This window comes from Algicola sagamiensis DSM 14643 (genome assembly GCF_000374485.1).
Lineage (GTDB): Bacteria > Pseudomonadota > Gammaproteobacteria > Enterobacterales > Alteromonadaceae > Algicola > Algicola sagamiensis.
On the sequence record NZ_KB894511.1, the window covers coordinates 22,270 to 37,123 of the forward strand.

General features: G+C 42.2%; 26 protein-coding genes. 20 read left to right on the forward strand and 6 right to left on the reverse strand.

Translation table 11 applies throughout. The annotated features are described in order from the left end of the window. Positions 1-10: 10 nt before the first annotated feature. From C505_RS23945 to C505_RS0119540, 3 genes are read right to left on the reverse strand one after another with little or no spacing between them, the layout of a single operon-like run. On the reverse strand, positions 11-1,012 hold the full coding sequence (locus C505_RS23945) for a YqaJ viral recombinase family nuclease (protein ID WP_018694331.1): 1,002 nt from the start codon (positions 1,010-1,012) through the stop codon (positions 11-13). A gap of 10 nt (positions 1,013-1,022) precedes the next feature. After that, positions 1,023-1,334, reverse strand: a complete 312-nt coding sequence (locus tag C505_RS0119535; RefSeq protein ID WP_018694332.1) for a hypothetical protein — start codon at positions 1,332-1,334, stop codon at positions 1,023-1,025. 4 nt (positions 1,335-1,338) lie between these two features. After that, positions 1,339-1,575 carry a hypothetical protein gene (locus tag C505_RS0119540; protein WP_018694333.1) on the reverse strand — a complete coding sequence of 79 codons (237 nt, stop codon included), beginning with the start codon at positions 1,573-1,575 and terminating at the stop codon, positions 1,339-1,341. Positions 1,576-1,906: 331 nt separating this feature from the next. Here C505_RS0119540 and C505_RS24485 point away from each other — a divergent pair, with 331 nt between their 5' ends. Together C505_RS24485 and C505_RS0119555 are read left to right on the forward strand one after the other, a co-directional pair. Continuing rightward, entirely contained in the window at positions 1,907-2,077 is a 171-nt protein-coding gene (locus tag C505_RS24485; protein ID WP_018694334.1) for a hypothetical protein, read from the forward strand. A 461-nt stretch (positions 2,078-2,538) separates the two neighbouring features. Next, on the forward strand, positions 2,539-2,853 hold the full coding sequence (locus C505_RS0119555) for a hypothetical protein (protein ID WP_018694336.1): 315 nt from the start codon (positions 2,539-2,541) through the stop codon (positions 2,851-2,853). 102 nt (positions 2,854-2,955) lie between these two features. Here C505_RS0119555 and C505_RS23080 read toward each other — a convergent pair whose 3' ends face one another. Continuing rightward, complete coding sequence (locus C505_RS23080) at positions 2,956-3,432, reverse strand: helix-turn-helix domain-containing protein (protein ID WP_157369219.1); 477 nt, start codon at positions 3,430-3,432, stop codon at positions 2,956-2,958. A gap of 178 nt (positions 3,433-3,610) precedes the next feature. Between C505_RS23080 and C505_RS0119565 the strand changes: the two genes are divergently transcribed. From C505_RS0119565 to C505_RS0119620, 12 genes are read left to right on the forward strand one after another with little or no spacing between them, the layout of a single operon-like run. Next, entirely contained in the window at positions 3,611-3,793 is a 183-nt protein-coding gene (locus C505_RS0119565; RefSeq protein WP_026318104.1) for a transcriptional regulator, read from the forward strand. 55 nt (positions 3,794-3,848) lie between these two features. Next, the gene (locus C505_RS23950) at positions 3,849-4,766 is read left to right on the forward strand and encodes a helix-turn-helix domain-containing protein (protein WP_157369221.1); all 918 of its coding nucleotides are present in this window, start codon (positions 3,849-3,851) and stop codon (positions 4,764-4,766) included. 9 nt (positions 4,767-4,775) lie between these two features. Beyond that, positions 4,776-5,489, forward strand: a complete 714-nt coding sequence (locus tag C505_RS23090) for a replication protein P (protein WP_018694340.1) — start codon at positions 4,776-4,778, stop codon at positions 5,487-5,489. Continuing rightward, entirely contained in the window at positions 5,486-5,722 is a 237-nt protein-coding gene (locus C505_RS0119580; RefSeq protein ID WP_018694341.1) for a hypothetical protein, read from the forward strand. Before C505_RS23090 ends, C505_RS0119580 begins: the two co-directional genes overlap by 4 nt. Next, complete coding sequence (locus C505_RS0119585; RefSeq protein ID WP_157369223.1) at positions 5,719-6,036, forward strand: hypothetical protein; 318 nt, start codon at positions 5,719-5,721, stop codon at positions 6,034-6,036. The genes C505_RS0119580 and C505_RS0119585 overlap by 4 nt, the downstream gene beginning before the upstream one ends. Then, a complete protein-coding gene (locus tag C505_RS0119590; RefSeq protein WP_018694343.1) occupies positions 6,027-7,151 on the forward strand; it encodes a phosphoadenosine phosphosulfate reductase domain-containing protein in 1,125 nt (374 codons plus the stop codon). Before C505_RS0119585 ends, C505_RS0119590 begins: the two co-directional genes overlap by 10 nt. After that, complete coding sequence (locus C505_RS24605) at positions 7,148-7,294, forward strand: hypothetical protein (protein ID WP_018694344.1); 147 nt, start codon at positions 7,148-7,150, stop codon at positions 7,292-7,294. Before C505_RS0119590 ends, C505_RS24605 begins: the two co-directional genes overlap by 4 nt. Further along, the gene (locus C505_RS23095) at positions 7,291-7,584 is read left to right on the forward strand and encodes a dATP/dGTP diphosphohydrolase domain-containing protein (protein WP_018694345.1); all 294 of its coding nucleotides are present in this window, start codon (positions 7,291-7,293) and stop codon (positions 7,582-7,584) included. Before C505_RS24605 ends, C505_RS23095 begins: the two co-directional genes overlap by 4 nt. Positions 7,585-7,586: 2 nt before the next feature. Further along, a complete protein-coding gene (locus tag C505_RS0119605) occupies positions 7,587-7,925 on the forward strand; it encodes a hypothetical protein (RefSeq protein ID WP_018694346.1) in 339 nt (112 codons plus the stop codon). Positions 7,926-7,956: 31 nt separating this feature from the next. Then, on the forward strand, positions 7,957-8,709 hold the full coding sequence (locus C505_RS0119610) for a hypothetical protein (protein ID WP_018694347.1): 753 nt from the start codon (positions 7,957-7,959) through the stop codon (positions 8,707-8,709). Further along, the gene (locus C505_RS0119615; RefSeq protein WP_083938405.1) at positions 8,706-8,939 is read left to right on the forward strand and encodes a helix-turn-helix transcriptional regulator; all 234 of its coding nucleotides are present in this window, start codon (positions 8,706-8,708) and stop codon (positions 8,937-8,939) included. The genes C505_RS0119610 and C505_RS0119615 overlap by 4 nt, the downstream gene beginning before the upstream one ends. Continuing rightward, complete coding sequence (locus C505_RS0119620; protein WP_245556384.1) at positions 8,908-9,276, forward strand: hypothetical protein; 369 nt, start codon at positions 8,908-8,910, stop codon at positions 9,274-9,276. The genes C505_RS0119615 and C505_RS0119620 overlap by 32 nt, the downstream gene beginning before the upstream one ends. Before the next feature lie 46 nt (positions 9,277-9,322). Here C505_RS0119620 and C505_RS23100 read toward each other — a convergent pair whose 3' ends face one another. Further along, positions 9,323-9,763: a hypothetical protein gene (locus tag C505_RS23100; RefSeq protein WP_018694350.1), complete on the reverse strand. Its 441-nt coding sequence runs from the start codon at positions 9,761-9,763 to the stop codon at positions 9,323-9,325. Continuing rightward, positions 9,757-11,709 (reverse strand): DEAD/DEAH box helicase, encoded by a 1,953-nt coding sequence (locus C505_RS0119630; protein WP_018694351.1) that lies wholly within the window; start codon positions 11,707-11,709, stop codon positions 9,757-9,759. Before C505_RS0119630 ends, C505_RS23100 begins: the two co-directional genes overlap by 7 nt. Before the next feature lie 344 nt (positions 11,710-12,053). Here C505_RS0119630 and C505_RS0119640 point away from each other — a divergent pair, with 344 nt between their 5' ends. The 6 genes from C505_RS0119640 to C505_RS0119665 form a co-directional block, all read left to right on the forward strand. Continuing rightward, complete coding sequence (locus tag C505_RS0119640; RefSeq protein ID WP_018694353.1) at positions 12,054-12,551, forward strand: hypothetical protein; 498 nt, start codon at positions 12,054-12,056, stop codon at positions 12,549-12,551. A gap of 305 nt (positions 12,552-12,856) precedes the next feature. Then, positions 12,857-13,267, forward strand: coding sequence for a glycoside hydrolase family protein (locus tag C505_RS0119645; protein WP_018694354.1), 411 nt, complete (start codon positions 12,857-12,859; stop codon positions 13,265-13,267). Continuing rightward, the gene (locus C505_RS0119650; RefSeq protein WP_018694355.1) at positions 13,252-13,449 is read left to right on the forward strand and encodes an HP1 family phage holin; all 198 of its coding nucleotides are present in this window, start codon (positions 13,252-13,254) and stop codon (positions 13,447-13,449) included. Before C505_RS0119645 ends, C505_RS0119650 begins: the two co-directional genes overlap by 16 nt. After that, positions 13,446-13,604 carry a hypothetical protein gene (locus C505_RS24610; RefSeq protein WP_018694356.1) on the forward strand — a complete coding sequence of 53 codons (159 nt, stop codon included), beginning with the start codon at positions 13,446-13,448 and terminating at the stop codon, positions 13,602-13,604. The genes C505_RS0119650 and C505_RS24610 overlap by 4 nt, the downstream gene beginning before the upstream one ends. A 48-nt stretch (positions 13,605-13,652) precedes the next feature. After that, positions 13,653-14,147 carry a hypothetical protein gene (locus tag C505_RS0119660; RefSeq protein ID WP_157369225.1) on the forward strand — a complete coding sequence of 165 codons (495 nt, stop codon included), beginning with the start codon at positions 13,653-13,655 and terminating at the stop codon, positions 14,145-14,147. Positions 14,148-14,402: 255 nt separating this feature from the next. After that, positions 14,403-14,854: DUF1441 family protein (locus tag C505_RS0119665; RefSeq protein ID WP_018694358.1), on the forward strand; the 452-nt coding region annotated here is incomplete at its 3' end.

The following is a 14,854-nucleotide window of genomic DNA, read 5'->3' on the forward strand; positions in this document are numbered from 1 at the left end:
GTCATATTCCTTAAGCCCGAAAGACTCTAATTTCGGTTGGTTTGATGAATTGGTTAGCAAGTTCAGGGTGGTACTTCTTAAACTGAGCGGTATCAAAATGATTGAATTTTTGTTTTTTCCATGAGCACATTCTTTTTCCTTCATCATCGATGAGCAGCTCGGTGCTTTTGCCCATGAAGTTCTTGATCTCAAAGTCCAATCCACCAATTGGTTTACCGCCGACAGATGGCCCGTAAGCCTCAGTTTCAAGGGCTTTAATTTGATCTTTGATCATTCGTAAGCGTTTAAACTTTTCGATGATCTCTGGAGGCGCTACCGTGGAAAGCCCATCTTCAGCTTTATAAAACGTTTCAAGGTCTGTATTGTTCTGTGCTTCTGGCGGCACATCCGCAATCACATGATCAAACCAAAATGACTGCAGCTTTTGTTGAATAAAGTCCGCTAACTCTTCGTCCAAATCAAAGCAGTAGATCCGAAACTCATTCCCACCAACCAACACCGCTAAATCTGCTTTGTTCCAGCCTAAGACGTACATATAGTGCGTCACTTGAAGAAGGTAAGACTCTGGGACTTCATCCGTACCCGCTTCGCCCCAATCTGCCATGGCAAATGCGCCAGCCGTTTTACATTCCAACACTTTCTTTTCACCGACGACTACACGGTCGAGGTTGGCACGTAGCCAGGGCATTTCTGCATGAATAAAGGGCTTGTTTCGACGTTGAACCTTACACCCAGTTCGACGCGAATATTCTTGTGCAACCGTATCTTCCAACACGTTTCCAAAGTGAACGCGCTCATTGTCTGAGAGGTCTTCTGGCTCTGCGCGGCCTGTTTTTTCTAGCCAAACTTGGTAAGGGGTCTTGTATTTATTCACCCCAAGAATTGCCCCGACATCACTGCCACCAATGCCTAAACTGCGCTCGAAGTGCCAAAGGCTATCTTCTGACATCTCTGTGCAATCATGAGTGGACTTAATTTTTTCGATGTAGTCGTTGTGGGTTTGAATGTGCATCGCTCAATCCTCAGTGTAAGTAAACAGAAACAAAGTCATCTTCATTACATGCACTCATCAGCCGGTGCATATCGGTGATCAGCTTCTCCATGACATCCGGGTCATCCATGCAGAAGGTGTATTCATTAACCTTGGGGAACATGTTTCCGTGAGGACAAACAAGGGTGTCTTGAATGAAAACAGTGATAACCCCGGTTTCTGCACAGACATTTAGCAGTTGAACAATGCCCGAGTTCGCTGCGATTTCTGTGTATTCCCTCAGAACCGTTTGGAACTGAGGGTTAGTTTTGAGGTTTGAGATTTCGACGTTGTGGTGTTGCATGGTCTTATGCTCCGTGTCTTAGTTGACCGCTGCGATACTGCTCTTTTCGCTCGGTGATGATGTTGTATGCGCTTTCTAGAATTTCGTCTGTAAGAGGGCCTAACAATTCGCACTCAGAAATGGAAACACCGTTCTCAAATAAAACGTCGTGCATTTCGATTTCATCATTTGTGAACCAGAACGTTGCAGTGAGCTTGCTATTGCCATGTGCAAAGGTTTGAGTGCATAAATCGTTGTGCATTTACCTAATCCTTCTAAAGAGGCAGTACTGCTCAATCTGCCAAGGTCAAAGATATGTTTTGTATAAATGATACATCAAGTATCACAATGATTGTTTTTTTATCATTAATTGTCAAGAAGAATAATACAAAAATATTTTTGGTATCATATGGCTTATTTTTGTATTAATGTTTTGGGAGGGGTTTTAGAATGAGTAAAGAGTGAAAATAATTCTTTAGTTTTGATTTTTAGCTTTAAAGCATTCTTTTTTGCGATTGTTTTTTGATACAGAGTATATATGGTTAATTACCCAACCTAGATACGACAAGTATCATGATTAGAGGACTCAAATCATGGAAAAAAAGAAAGTTGAATCAACACGCCAAATACAAGAATTAAAAGAAGATGATCTTTTACTTACGCAAGGAGGTAACTCTCATTTTGATTTCAAAGTAAATGTCGCAAGTCAGGCACTGCATCAGAAAAGCGATATAGCTGGAGGTGCAAACGGAAATATACCTTAAGGGGAGTAATCAGTGAGTAATTTAACTTACGTGTATTTATACATATTTTTATGTTTATTGTATTTCAAGGTAAATAGAAGTTTTTTCTGGCTTAGTGTCGTATCGTTAACACTCGCAGGGCTGGGAACAGTTATTGGTCCTATCATCCTTTCACTAAGCTATGCCAAGCAAGTATGGTTTCTTTATGATGCAATAATCGCTCTTATCTTTTGTTTCGCAACATTTTTCGTTTTGAAGCGGAATGAATCAAAGGAAGATTTAATGATTTGCTTTGTACTTATCATAACTTGCGTCTTGACAATATTTGTCGATCTTGTAATGCACTATGACTATGTCATTAAAGGGAATGTTGGAATGAAGAGCTTTTTTTCATCTTTTTCTTTGGCAATGAATATTATGCAGCTCATTCTACTCATTTCTCCTTTGATGTTGTTTTTTGTAAATAAAATTAAGGTGTTGAAATGGAAACAACAGTAGCCTTATTGATCTTAGTTTGCTTTTTATTAGCTCTGTGTGTTGCTGCGAAATCATACTTTATCTCCATAAATAGGTTAGCTATTGAAAAGGAGAGAGAGTTTAGTGAAATAGTGCTGAGAAGAGTCAAAGCAGAAAAAGCTGATGGTCTTGTAGAGAAATCAAAGTTAATTCACTTTATTGATCGTGACCTGTTAGCACTTGGAAAAAAGACTATAGAGCATAAGGATATAACTCCCAATAACTCAAAGGAAGATACTCAATCTAGTGATAATGTCATTTATTTGAATGGTGCAGGCTAAAGTAAACTTTGGATTGCTCTGGGGCAAGGAGGAGGTAGGTAATCAAATGTTATGATTAGTACAGCTTCCATCCTCCCCGATAAATTTATGAATTCTTACCAATCACAACTTATTCCTAATTGATTCCAAATCGATTAGTGCGGCCCCAACATTTCCAGATCTTTCTGCTCTTGCGATAATATTGTGAACTTTAACAATGTTTTCTGGGGTTATATCTTCAATAACATCGTAAATAATCTGAGTAGTTTTATCATCATAACCTTTTGAACTACAAAGAAGTTGGAAAGCCTGCATTAATGGCCCCGCTTGGATAGCTGTAGTATCGCTAACAAATTTGGGGTTATCTGTCTCGCCTAAAAGATAAGCGACACTTGTATTTAACTTATTTGATAAATTTTGAGCCTGAGCAAGAGACAGATCTCTTCGACCAGTAAAGTAATGACCTACTGCGCCTACTGTTTTTACTTCTAGTGCATCTGTTAAATCATCCCTTGAAACTTTTTGCTCTTTCATAAGCTCACTAGCCCGCTCTACCCAAACAGGTCTATTTAGCATTTCTAATTCAGCCCCAAAACTCACGTATTTATTCTCCATATGATACGGATTGCATCGCTTTGATTCAATATACATCAATTTTTTATATTACTCCATATTGTATAATTCTTCCCTTGATGTATATTGATACCATGAGTATTGATAAACTATAATACGTATCATGAAACTACAAAGATGGTTTTCAAGTCAAGATGAACCGAACATGAAAAAGTCGGCTCTTGCAAAAAAGCTTGGTAAAAGCAGGATTACGGTTAGGAGCTATCTCAATGGACACAGAAGGATACCCGCTGAGGATGTCCTAAAAATTGAGCGGTTCACTAATCGTGAAGTATCCCGCCACGAACTCCGCCCCGACATCTACCCACTGCCTGAGGAACCCGGATAGCTCACTATTTGGCATCGTATCTCATCGTTTAAAAACAAGAACAAAGGTGAAAGAAATGAGCACTTTACTCCAAGAATTTGCAGGGCAGAAAAACCGCCTCTCAATACACAGAGTTATCATTAAAATTACTGGCTCACATGCCAGGGGGTTTGTATTAGATCAGCTGATGTTTTGGCAGAGTAAAACGAAACGTCCCGACGGTTGGTTTTATAAAACCCATGCTGAGCTTGCCGAAGAATGCTGTATGTCTCAAAACTCTGCACGATATGCAATTGATCAACTGGTAGAGCTTGGATTCGTTGAAAGTAAAACGCGCAAAGCGAATGGAACCCCAACGAAGCATTACCGTGTTCTCTATGAAGCAATTGAACAAGCGATTTATGCTCTAAGCCCTGATATTACTGGAAATGGGAAAAGTCCCGAATCCGATATGGGAAAAGTCACAAATGGAAATGGTAATAGCCCCAAATCCTTGGAAGTGGGAAAAGTCACAAATGGATATGAGGAAATTCCCATTCCCTTGGAATTGGGGAAATTCCCATATCCAGTAACATACTCGAACATACACGATCATACAGATCAAATATCTGTCCCTAAGCCCAAAGATCCTGAGCCCGAACCTGAAAAACCCAAAAAGCGACAAACCAAACCTGATGCGTTCAAGGCCATGTTTGCTGCCTACCCAAAACACCGCAAGGGTGGAACAGACGCAACCGCCTGGAAGGTTTGGAAATCTGAAAATCTCACTGAGCAAGACGCTCAATCGGCGTTGGACTGGTTAAGCCTTGCAGCACAAACCGACCCAGACTGGGGAACCGATGCGGGCGGATGTTTTGTCTACGGGATCACAAAATTCATTCGGGAGCGAATGTGGTTAACGCCCACACCGCAACCAAGAGTTAACCCACAACCTTTGAACCAACCTGTGCAGGATGACAATTACACAGGCTGGCGGCACGACCTCGGATACTAGGAGACTCGCATGGAATCCATTCAAAACATTGCACAGGGCATGAAGTTCGAACGGACCGGACAAGCGAATGCTCACCATGCCGTTGCAAGAGCAGAGCAAACTGCAAGCGTGTCTGAGCAATCAGCAGAGGTGGTCAATACGTTGTTTGCTGAGCTCAGATCGATTTTTCCAGCTTGGAAATGGGCTTTTCCTGATGACCAGTCGCAGAACCAAGCGAAACGCACCTGGGCCAAGGCATTCATTGAAAACCGCATCCACTCGATGCAGCAAGTCCAAAGGGGATTAAGTAAGGCCAGGGCATCAGGCTCACCACACATTCCAAGCGTCGGACAGTTCATCAAGTGGTGTCAGCCTGAGCCGTCAGATTTTGGATTACCGGACGAGCGTGAAGCGTATTTTGAAGCGCTGAGAAATGCAACGGAGTTTGAGCAGAAGGAATGGAGCCATCCAGCGGTGTTTGTTGCCTCACGAGAGACCACAACGCATGTACTGAGGGCCAAGGCTGAAAAGGACTCTTACGCGATGTTTCAACGCAACTATCAGATTGCATGTCGTCGAGTATTCACTGGGGAGGATTTGAGCAAGGAAATCCCATTGGCGTTGCCTGAGAAAGCAACCTACATGCCTGTAGCGAAAGATGTTGGGTTAAAGAATTTCAGACGAGCGAAGTGGGAAATCAATCAAAGCAAGTTAAGAAGGTTGAGAGAAGGAGTACGGCCATGATCCAAAAGTTGAGCAAGCAGAAAGACCGTGTGGCTCATGCATTACAGGGCGGGTATTACACCCTGGAAGAAGCCAAGTGGCGAATTTATGAAGAGTTCAAAGTCAGGGATATGGAGACCGCAATTAGCGCACGGTTTAGGGATTTAAAAAGAACTGGAAAATACACGTGCTACAAGCGGAGGCGTATTCCGTATCGTTACCTTTGGGAATATCGAGTGGAGTTGGTGAGATGATTGATAAAAATTACATAGGAAAACTCAGATTGGATTATGAGGTAAGCAGGATGGAGAATGAGCTCAACCGGGACGCCTTGAGTCAGCAAACCAAGGTTGTTCAAGAAATGAGAAGATTTCAAAGTCGCTATCGTAAATCACTATTTGTTTTGACGATGGTTTTTATCATCTCATCACAGTTCACGTGGGAACATTTCAAGCTTATGGCGGTTATCTATGCGGGGGTTGTTCTGTTTTTGGAAGCTGAGCTGAAGTTGTATGACATTGCTCGGATGTCCATTCAAGTCTGGTGGGAGGCACGGAAATGTCGGTGATCCAATCAGAGTGCTTCGATGCACAAAACGTGATTTCAATTAGCGGTGGGAAAGACTCACTCGCGATGTGGTTGCTGGCCATCGAGAACGAAGTTCCCAATATGCATGTAGTTTTTGCAGATACGGGCCATGAGCACCCGCAGACCTATGAGTATATTGAGTATCTGGAAAAGAGGCTTGGCCCAGTTCAACGGGTAAAAGCGGATTTCTCAAGACAGATTGAAGGCAAACGGAAGTATATCAAAGAGCATTGGCCTCGAAAGTTGATGGCAGAAACGCCAGGAAAATGGAAAGCGCTTCGTAAAACCACACAAACGACACCAGAGCTATTGCAAGATGATACGCGTTTTCTTTCCGGAAAAATCGTCGGTGATTGGATGTGGCTCCCAGCAAGGAAGCCAATGACCGAAGCTGAAGCGATGGAGGTGGTTTCTCGCGCCTTAACCACACTTCATCCAACAGGAGTCCCTTTTTTAGACCTCTGTATGTGGAAAGGCCGTTTTCCATCCACGCGAGCAAGGTTTTGCACGTTTGATTTAAAGCATGACCCGATCAAGCATCAGATTGTTGAGCCTTTGCTTGATGAGTTTCCAGAGCATGAATTGGTGAGCTGGCAGGGAGTCAGAGCGGAGGAATCCCCAGCGCGTGCAAAACTCCCAATGTGGGACTGGGACGAGAAAGACGATGTGAATATTTACCGCCCGATACTGAATTGGAAAGTTGCGGAAGTGTTCGAAATTGCGAAGCGTCACGGTATCAAGCCAAATCCACTATATCAACAAGGTTGCTCACGCGTGGGTTGCATGCCCTGTATTCATGCCAGAAAAGATGAATTACGGGAAATATTCAATCGTTTTCCAGAAGAAATAGAGCGTGTTGCTCAATGGGAGAAACTTGTATCTGCTTGCTCCAAGCGTGGAAATTCAACGTTCTTTGCAGCCTCAAAAGACCCTGTCCGTGCTGAGTACGACAACATGAAGATCACAACAAAGGAATTCGGGATTGAATCATATTCGGATTGGATCATGACTGATAAGGCCCGTCAGTTTGATTTGATAGCAGCAACCAACGAATACATTACCTGTTCCAGTGTGTATGCGGGTGTGTGTGAATGAACAAGGAAAAAGAACAGCGAGACTGTGCCACATTGATGCAACTCAGAAGATCAACAAGGAACTACAAGGTTGAGATATTTGTATTACGACTTTTGCTTGTTGCTGCGGTGGCTGTGTTTTTGATCCAGCAGGTGAGTCGATGAAAACAGGAACCAAGTTAGACCAAAACAAGTTAGATCATTGGCTCGTCCCAGTGAAATCAATGAATGAAGTGATCCGGGTGCTCATGTTTGGCGCGAAGAAGTACGCCCCAGATAACTGGCAGAAAATAACAGACCCAAAACAACGTTACTTTAACGCCTGCCTACGCCATGTAAACCAGTGGCGAGAGGGGGAAACACTCGATAAAGAAAGTGGTCGGCATCATCTGGCCCATGCAGTGTGCTGCTTGTTGTTTGTGTTGTGGTTTGAATTGAGAGGGGAAGGGAAATAACGATGACTAAACCACTCACCAGTACGGAACGAAGTCGAAGACAGCGCGAGAAATACAAAAGCATGGGTGTTGAACGCTTAGAGTGTAACGTTTCAAAGAAGGAGCGCGAAATGGTGAAAGAGGCGATGCATATTCGTGGTGGCCTCGAACCTTACACTTTCGATGAGTATATAACGGTCTTAATCCGAAAAGATTTCGAGGAAATGAAGCGTCTCCGGGGACGCGTTAAGAAATGCGAATACTGTGATAAAAATCCAGTTGAGTCCAAAGGTTGCGACGGGATGTTCAAAGGTGATGCTCGTTGTTATTGGCATAGTCGATACAAAGAATTGATGCTGTAGTCGAAAGTCAGATTTGTTATATGGGGGAAACATGAGCAGTTACACACAACAAGACATGGACCAAGATGAATGCGCTGTCCTGTTCTCAAGCGGGAAGCTAAGAACGCTTCAAGATGGCACGTTGAAAATAGAAGTAACTATTGAGCCAATGTTTGCCATGAAAGCGTTCGAGATGTTTTCTGCACCTGGAACACCAGGCGCAATTGCTCGGCTCACCGTTGATGCAGCAAAAAAATACCAACAAAACCAAATGATCCAAGAAGAAGCCAAGGACAGTGTTCGAGCTTATGGAGAATACGCCAAGAAGCTCAAACAGTCGATGTTCTTTCGCTCCCAGGATGTCTTACGCGCAATCGGTAAAGATTCAGACTATCAAGCATGGTGTCGGACTCAGAAATGCGCGGTCACGGCAAAGCAAGACTTCACGCAGCCAGACGGCAGATGTGTATACGCGCATGTTAGACGGGCGGATAGTTCAGGGACAGGATACAAGCCGATTTATAAAGGAATGCCACTACTCAATGAAGTACATCAGCTGCAGCATCAGAAAGGAGAAAGGGAAGCATTGCTGGCGTATGCGAATTTAAATTTGAGTGTCGATGAGGCAAAGGCTTGGTTTGATAAGAGAGCGGATGAGCACTTGCAGAGGTGGGCATGGGAAAGGCTCAAGGGACTTTTAAATTACAACTCATGGGCAAATGTACCACCGAGCGTATTGGTCGAGTGGGCCAAGGAGAATGAGGTTTTTCAACATTTACCGTTGTGTTATCGGGAGTGGGTATGAGAGCTGGGGAGTTGTTGAGGTTTTACCGGAAAAGGCTCGGAATGAGCCAGCTTTTTGTTGCTGAAGTTTACGGTGTGACTGAGAGAACAATTCGAAACTGGGAGTCTCAAGAGCGGGAACCTGGATTTAATGATGTTGTAACGATTGTCGAGAAAATTTTCAAAGTACCACTAGATCAAGCCTGGGAGGAATTGCGCGATGACCAAGCGAAATATAAAGCAGCTGCGTAGAGAATTGAAAACCTGGGGAAGTTATTGGGCAAGTAAGGAATATGGAGCGGGGTACAGTAACCGCTCATCATTCGACCGTATGGTTGAACAAATCAAACTAGGCTGTCACATCAAAATTGATAAGCATTTATATTCTCACCATTCGGATATGATCATTGTACCTGAGCATATTAAGGAACTTGATAAACAAATTGAGAGGTTACGGCCTGAGTGCATTCGCGTGATCCGGGTCCGGTATATCTTGAATTTAAAAGGGGTTATGGCTGCAAAGATTGCACAGATGGAAAAGAGGACTTTTGAGTATTGGCTACAGAGGGCTGAGTTGGTGTTGGTTTGAGTTTTAGATACGGCAGCACTTACTACCGTATCGCATGTCTGAGAATTTATGCTGCTAAAGTAATGACTTTGGCAGATACCTGTTGGTATAGGTCATCAGGAAGTGTTTTAATAAAACAATTAACAGCACCTTCATCGTTTAACTCAAGTAGAAGGCTAGATAAAGAACATATCATTTCTTTAATGCTAACTTCTCTATCCCATTGTTGAACATACTTCTTTCTTCCAACTTTTTGCTCTACACGTAGCAAATACCGTTCAAGATTGTATATGTATCTCATTTTATGGATGGCAGGTGGTAAACCATCATCATCATCTTCCAAGAAACTAATGTCGTAATAAACCAGATCTTCTTGCTTACTTACTTCAATGGCTTGGTAACTTTTTTCGAAAATAGCGTCAGAAATTTCTGAAGGTTGGACACCCTTGGTGAGATAAGTTGCTGTCAACTTATCGAGCAGAGATTGTATTTCTTCATTAATTAACATGATAGCATCTTCCTTAGCTCATTGATTATATTGGATATTTCATCAATTGAACGCTGTAACTTTAAGTTATCCCTTTCTTTTACAGGCCCAAATTTATCGTACAGTTTAGCATTAATGTACCTAACTAATGTAGCATCATTTGGACTGTCGATAGTCAAGCCTCGAATATGTTGCCGGAAAATAGAGGCCAGTTCATTTCCTTTTTCGTTAAGGTCATTGTCACCCAGTAGATCAGCAACAGAACTTTCAGCTTTATTCTTAAGTATCTTACGCATTTCTGATCTAGCTTTTTCGGGTCTTTTTTCAATCAGCTGTTGATCAATCTCTTTTGTAACGCCTCTACTTTCTTTTTCAGACATTTGACGCCTGAAATCTTCAAGTACATCTTCATCAATGTTCCCAGCTGCGCGTATCTGCTCAATGGTATGATTTACTTTTTCTTCTATTTCTTTTCTTTTCTTCTCGAACAGATCGTTAAAGTCAATATCATCCAAGTAAGAGCTTTGATCGCTTGTATAAGAGCTACTTGAGCTAACACCTGCCAAAAGGTTCTCTTTTCGGGAGTACTCTTTGGTTAGGGTTTCGTCGTTTGAAATATCGTATGTTACTTTGTGGCTTGCTCTTGAGACTTCATTTTGAAACTCAATCCACATATCATCCAACCCAGTTTCTTTGTGATATATAACGACACCATTATTATCTATTTGATGATCGGTGATCTCACTTTCTGGAATTGCTCTTAAAATTCGTCCAACAACTTGTGCAAAGGCATTTGAGCTTCTATATGGCCGGAAAATACCTAGGACAGTGAGGTACTTATGATCATACCCTTCCATCAACATATTTACAGAAATGACAACATCACATGAATGGCTTTCGATGTCTATAAATGCTTTCTCTTTTTCTTTTGGGTCTAATTGGCTATGGATAAGCACAGAATTCATATTTTTGGATTTGTACCAGTTCATTAAGTCGTTTGCATGCTGAATACTACATCCGACTGCAAGGATCTTATGAGGAACTCTTGGAGATACTTTTCTTATTTCCTGAAGTTTTTCGATTGTTTTGGAAACAACATCAAGAGAACATTCTTCCGATAAGGCAACGCTTTTCTCTAGCCACTCCTTATCTTTGAGAGTTAAGACTTGTGATTTAGTGAGTTTTTCTCCAGGTTTATCTGGGATCGTGAAATATAGGTCATGTGCATTAACCGTTTCTTTTCTTAGTCCTTTAACATAGCCATCTCTCATTACTTCTGATAGAGAAGTTTCATGAATTGTTTGGCCAGGAATTTCTTGCTGATCGCCACGATAAGGCGTACCAGTGACAAATAGTTGCTTTGCTTTTGAGAAGTACTCAAGAGCTTCTTTCCATGTATCAGCTGGAGCGTGGTGAGCTTCATCCACAATGATCATATCAAAAAAGTTGCTTTCAACTCGATTTAATAGCCCATTCTTTCTTGATTTACTTAGCTTTTGTATATTGGCAATAACAAAGTGACTTGAGCGAAGACTATCTTCATGCATTTCAGGATTATATTCACTGATGATTGGTAGATCACTGGGGTTGAAAATGACATCAAAATTGACCCAAAAATTATCTTTAATTGCCTCTTGAGCTTTAAGAATGCTGTGTTTTGTAACAAGCCCAGGAGTAATAATTAAAACTCTCCCATTTGAAACATCGTAGGGTGATATAGAAATCAAGCCAGACTTTCCTGTTCCTGTAGGGAGTACTACCAAAGCTGGAATATCAGGGGTTGTAGAAAAGTGGCTATGAATTTTTAGATATGCTTCAATTTGTGGGGTGCGTAATTTATTGTTTCCAATAATGTTTGCAACCGTATCTTTAAAATAAGACATGGCGTTTCCTTGAGCTAAGTTTTTGCTTGTGAGGGATGTGATCCATCTTTTATCAGAAAAGGTTTTCTGGCGGGATATACTCAAAAGACTCTCCTTGTGTTCCCTGTTAAAAAGAAAAATATAATTGAGAATGGTTGCGAGCTGAATCCCCTAAACGTATGGATAAATTTTGAGATAGGAAACTTCTTTCCGGTTTTTACTCCAGAAAATAGATAAGATTTCACTATGCTCGCAGGAGCTTTGAGCAAAGCGAGTACACCATTTTTTGCCATAGTACCTTAGCCACCTCAATCCGGGAGGCTTTTTGTTTTTATCTTGGGGATTTTTGTTATAATAATGCACCTAAAAACATAGGGTTGTTGTGCCTATGTTGATTCTTGGAGAGCAAAGCTAAACCAAATAGCTTACACAGGGAGAATTTAATTTTTATGCAAAAAGCGATTCCGATCACAAATGGAAAAATCAACGGGAAGCTATTTCCGTTAGTTATTGAAGCAGGAAAGCATGACATCATTCATAAAACCCTCTTTAGTACAAACAAAAAAATCAACCGAATAGCAACCGAAAACGCTCAGCAGTTGTATCGTGATATGCTTGCAGGTGGGCGACAGTGCAGAATGAATATTGTTATTCTTGAACCTCTGACAGCTGAGAAAGCGGACGATCTGAATCATAAAAGATATCAAGTCGCTTTTGGGGCTGGCTCAGCGGTTACAGGAGCTGTTTCTAAGGCTCCTTTACCTTTTGGAGCCAATTTTGTCGCGGGAGTGGGTGCAGGAGCTTTAACGAAAAAAGTAATTCTGAACAACCTGCCAAGAAGCCATGCCGGGGATGTACACATTACTTTAGATGCATTTATAAGTGGTGGAATTGGCCCTCAGCGAACAACAAAAACCATCTCGGTTCAACGAACGGAATACGAATAAGATAATAGGGTTTAGGCTGATGGAACCTTTTTATTACTGGGTTGCTATATCTATGATATTGCAGATAGCAGTCTGCAAGTTTTTAATACCAAAAAAATACTATTTGGTGACATCAATTGTCTTAGTAGTCACGGGTGTTTCAGCGATATTTTTTGATTATTCAGAAGTATTTGAAGCATTCTGCTTTGCTAGTATTGGTGTCGGGGTTGGGCTAACCAACTACCGAAGAGCGAACTAAATTTCACGATCAACCATCATCGAGAGCCATCCATCCGGGTGGCTTTTTCATTTCTGGAACCCCAACAATGCTAATCGAACAACTCAAAAGACACGAAGCGTTTCGTCCTGATGTGTATTTATGCACCGCAGGTAAACCAACCATTGGATATGGACGAAATCTCGAAGCTAATCCGATCACACCAGAAGAGGCTGAGGTTTGGCTTCGAAAAGATTTAGAAGTGATCCAATTAGAGCTGAAACGCCACTTCAATTATACCCGCCTCAATGATGCTCGTGCCGCAGTGCTGATCAACATGGCATATAACCTGGGCGTACCTCGCCTAAAAGGATTCAAGAAAATGTTTGCAGCCCTTGAAGATGGGTTCTTCGAAAAAGCAGCCAAGGAGATGTTAGATAGTCGATGGGCAACACAAGTAGGGAACCGCGCGTTAGAACTTTCCGAACAGATGAGAACCGGAGAATGGCAGAGCCAATGAACACAACGACAACATCTGTCGCATATACCACAAACGCCGCAGTTGTTGTCATTGGTGGTCTGAACTTGAACGAATGGGCCATTGTGTTTGGTATTTTGTTTGGTGCCATCACCTGTGGGGTGAATTGGTTCTATCAACACAAGCGCTTTAAGCTGGAACGGGAGCGGGAAAAGAAATCATGAATGCAATGCTAAAAATCATCATCAGCAAGCTATTCACAGAGAAGTTCTTGGTCAGGGTCAGTCTGCTGATCCTGAAACACTTGGCGAAGAAAACAACGAATCAGTTGGATGATCAGATGGTTGGAGAGTTGGATAAAGCGTTGGTTGAAAAATAACCGTTGGTATGTATAATGCTTCGGTTGTTTTTTGTTCAGGTGGTAGATGTGATGCAGTACTTCTCTCGATTATTCCTAGTATTATTTGTTGTTTTGGTCAGTGGATGTGCGACGAACAGTAAATATTGTGCAATACAGCAAGTAGCAAATGCTGAAGATGGAGCGAAAGTAACAATATATAATGCTCATATACTTAGTGAGAAAATATCTATAGACAGATGCCGCCAAGACAATGTTGACGGGAGAGGTTCTTCAACTTTTATTCTTCATGCTGGGATGCATAGAGTCGCTCATGAATCATTTGATTTAGACGATGATAGAGTAATTGAACAAAACTTTGAGGCGGGAAAAGAATACCATATTTTAATCACTAGCAGGCTTGAAGAAATGTACTTCATTGGTCCCCAATTGGTTGCAGTTCATTCGAAAATATTTAAAGTCACATCTAAAAGTGAAATCTTTGAAGCAATACCAACGCTAGCTCCAGATTACATTCCTCCCCAAGAGCGTTCAGATTATAAAGATTGGGATACTATCAGATAGCTTGTATTGTCAGGAGGGACCCTGACCAATTTAGAAACACCGAGCGGGTTATAATACGCGCGGTAAAGAAACATTTTTTGGATTTCAACGCATCGGCAGCACCCCATACCGCGAGGGTGCATTCCCAAAGGGTTTGACCCCCTTTGGGGTGCCGAAAGTTTTCAACTTCATTTCACAGTCCTTTTTTTCTCAACCCTGATTATTCAAAGGCTCGGGCATGTTCAGGTGCCGAGTCGCTCGTATAGGCACCTTGTTATGCCCCAAGACACACAGACAGATGACAACTTTCTTTGGAACCTGACCCAGCTTGGTCGGGCGTTTGAGTTGAACCGTGATACCGTCCGAAAGCGATTGGTACAAGCGGGCCTCAAATCCGCTAAGACCGAAAAAGGGATCCCTTTATACAATTTGGCGCAGGCCGCGGAGGCTGTCTTTGCTGGGCAGCAACATCAGGTGGAATACAACCCGAATGAGCTCAGCCCCAAAGACCGCAAAGAGTATTTCCAATCGGAGAATGAGCGCCTGAAGTTCGAGAAGGACGAGCGCCAACTCGTGCCCATCCATGAGATGGCATTGGAATTCTCCAGAGCGCTGAAACTGTTTATTCAAGCCTTGGAGAGCTTGCCGGATATCTTGGAAGAGCGCTGCGATCTCAATGTGGAAGGCCAAGAAACGGTGATCCAGATCACCAATGAAGTGCGCGAAGA

Bases quoted from the DNA above. Each gene is read 5' to 3' on its own strand.
- C505_RS23945 (WP_018694331.1), bottom strand. From the start codon at position 1,012: ATGCACATTCAAACCCACAACGACTACATCGAAAAAATTAAGTCCACT.
- C505_RS0119535 (WP_018694332.1), bottom strand. From the start codon at position 1,334: ATGCAACACCACAACGTCGAAATCTCAAACCTCAAAACTAACCCTCAG.
- C505_RS0119540 (WP_018694333.1), bottom strand. From the start codon at position 1,575: ATGCACAACGATTTATGCACTCAAACCTTTGCACATGGCAATAGCAAG.
- C505_RS24485 (WP_018694334.1), top strand. From the start codon at position 1,907: ATGGAAAAAAAGAAAGTTGAATCAACACGCCAAATACAAGAATTAAAA.
- C505_RS0119555 (WP_018694336.1), top strand. From the start codon at position 2,539: ATGGAAACAACAGTAGCCTTATTGATCTTAGTTTGCTTTTTATTAGCT.
- C505_RS0119565 (WP_026318104.1), top strand. From the start codon at position 3,611: ATGAAAAAGTCGGCTCTTGCAAAAAAGCTTGGTAAAAGCAGGATTACG.
- C505_RS23950 (WP_157369221.1), top strand. From the start codon at position 3,849: ATGAGCACTTTACTCCAAGAATTTGCAGGGCAGAAAAACCGCCTCTCA.
- C505_RS23090 (WP_018694340.1), top strand. From the start codon at position 4,776: ATGGAATCCATTCAAAACATTGCACAGGGCATGAAGTTCGAACGGACC.
- C505_RS0119580 (WP_018694341.1), top strand. From the start codon at position 5,486: ATGATCCAAAAGTTGAGCAAGCAGAAAGACCGTGTGGCTCATGCATTA.
- C505_RS0119585 (WP_157369223.1), top strand. From the start codon at position 5,719: ATGATTGATAAAAATTACATAGGAAAACTCAGATTGGATTATGAGGTA.
- C505_RS0119590 (WP_018694343.1), top strand. From the start codon at position 6,027: ATGTCGGTGATCCAATCAGAGTGCTTCGATGCACAAAACGTGATTTCA.
- C505_RS24605 (WP_018694344.1), top strand. From the start codon at position 7,148: ATGAACAAGGAAAAAGAACAGCGAGACTGTGCCACATTGATGCAACTC.
- C505_RS23095 (WP_018694345.1), top strand. From the start codon at position 7,291: ATGAAAACAGGAACCAAGTTAGACCAAAACAAGTTAGATCATTGGCTC.
- C505_RS0119605 (WP_018694346.1), top strand. From the start codon at position 7,587: ATGACTAAACCACTCACCAGTACGGAACGAAGTCGAAGACAGCGCGAG.
- C505_RS0119610 (WP_018694347.1), top strand. From the start codon at position 7,957: ATGAGCAGTTACACACAACAAGACATGGACCAAGATGAATGCGCTGTC.
- C505_RS0119615 (WP_083938405.1), top strand. From the start codon at position 8,706: ATGAGAGCTGGGGAGTTGTTGAGGTTTTACCGGAAAAGGCTCGGAATG.
- C505_RS0119620 (WP_245556384.1), top strand. From the start codon at position 8,908: ATGACCAAGCGAAATATAAAGCAGCTGCGTAGAGAATTGAAAACCTGG.
- C505_RS23100 (WP_018694350.1), bottom strand. From the start codon at position 9,763: ATGTTAATTAATGAAGAAATACAATCTCTGCTCGATAAGTTGACAGCA.
- C505_RS0119640 (WP_018694353.1), top strand. From the start codon at position 12,054: ATGCAAAAAGCGATTCCGATCACAAATGGAAAAATCAACGGGAAGCTA.
- C505_RS0119645 (WP_018694354.1), top strand. From the start codon at position 12,857: ATGCTAATCGAACAACTCAAAAGACACGAAGCGTTTCGTCCTGATGTG.
- C505_RS0119650 (WP_018694355.1), top strand. From the start codon at position 13,252: ATGGCAGAGCCAATGAACACAACGACAACATCTGTCGCATATACCACA.
- C505_RS24610 (WP_018694356.1), top strand. From the start codon at position 13,446: ATGAATGCAATGCTAAAAATCATCATCAGCAAGCTATTCACAGAGAAG.